This window comes from Methylobacterium sp. WL18 (assembly GCF_008040015.1).
In the GTDB taxonomy this organism is placed as follows: Bacteria; Pseudomonadota; Alphaproteobacteria; order Rhizobiales; family Beijerinckiaceae; genus Methylobacterium; species Methylobacterium mesophilicum.
Genome location: NZ_VRVD01000962.1, coordinates 1 through 1263, shown reverse-complemented (window position 1 = coordinate 1263; position 1263 = coordinate 1). Strand labels below are relative to the sequence as shown.

The 1263-nt window shown below is 74.0% G+C and carries 1 protein-coding gene; it reads left to right on the top strand.

Annotated elements, in window-relative coordinates; genetic code table 11:
- The first annotated feature begins 28 nt into the window (after positions 1-28).
- A complete protein-coding gene (locus tag FV228_RS30110) occupies positions 29-1159 on the top strand; it encodes a trypsin-like peptidase domain-containing protein (RefSeq protein WP_147857773.1) in 1131 nt (376 codons plus the stop codon).
- Positions 1160-1263 lie beyond the last annotated feature (104 nt).

The following is a 1263-nucleotide window of genomic DNA, read 5'->3' as shown; positions in this document are numbered from 1 at the left end:
GCCCCGCCCCTGCCTGGAGACCGCCCCCTTGCCGGACCGTACCGTGCGCATCGTGCTCGCCGCGGTCCTGGTCCTGCTGGCGCTCTACGTCGCCCAACCCTACGTGCAGGCGCTGCTCTACGCGGCCGAGACGCCGCGGGCGGTGACCGCACGCGGCGATCTGGCCCAGTCCGAGACCGCCACGATCGCGCTGTTCGAGCGGGCGAGCCCCTCCGTCGTCCACGTCTTCGCGCAGAGCGCCGCGACCGGGCGCGACCTGCTCGACGCGGACGACGAGGGCGGGGAGCAGGGCGGCACGCAGACCGGCACCGGCTTCGTCTGGGACGGGGCCGGCCACGTCGTCACCAACACGCATGTCGTGCAGAACGCGGCGCAATCCGGCGGCTCGGTCTCGGTGCGGATGAGCGACGGCGAGGTGGTCTCCGCGACCCTGGTCGGGCTGGCCCCGTCCTACGACCTGGCGGTCCTGCGGCTCGGGCGGGTGGCCAAGATGCCGCCGCCCCTAGCGATCGGGACCTCGGCGGACCTGAAGGTCGGCCAGTCGACCTTCGCGATCGGCAACCCGTTCGGCCTCGACCACACCCTGACCACCGGCGTGATCAGCGCCGTGCGCCGGCGGATGCCGACCAGCGCCGGACGTGAGTTGTCCGGCGTCATCCAGACCGACGCGGCGATCAACCCCGGCAATTCCGGAGGTCCCCTGCTCGATTCCGCCGGCCGGCTGATCGGGGTCAACACCGCCATCGTCTCGCCCTCCGGGGCCAGCGCCGGGATCGGGTTCGCGATCCCGGTGGACGTGGTCAACCGCGTGGTCCCTGAGCTGATCCGGGTGGGGCGGGTGCGCAATCCCGGCATCGGCATCATCGCCGCCCAGGAGGCCGCCGCCGCCCGGCTGGGGATCGACGGCGTGGTGGTGCTGCGGGTCCTGCCCGGGTCGCCCGCGTCCCAGGCCGGCCTGCGCGGCGTCGACCCGCAATCCGGCGGTCTCGGCGACGTGATCGTGGCGGCCGACGACCGGCCGATCCACCGGCTGGCCGACCTGACCGCGGAGATCGAGGAGGCGGGCCTCGGCGCAGCCATCAACCTGAAGGTCGTGCGCGACGGCCGGATCCGGCAGGTCCGCATCACAACCGCGGATGTCGCCGAGAACCGGCGGTGAGGCGGCTGTCCGTCCTCACGCTGCTCGTCCTGGTCTCCGCCGGCGCCGCGCAGGCCGCCGAGACGCGGGTGCGGTCCCGCCTCTGCCCGGAGGACCTGCCGGAG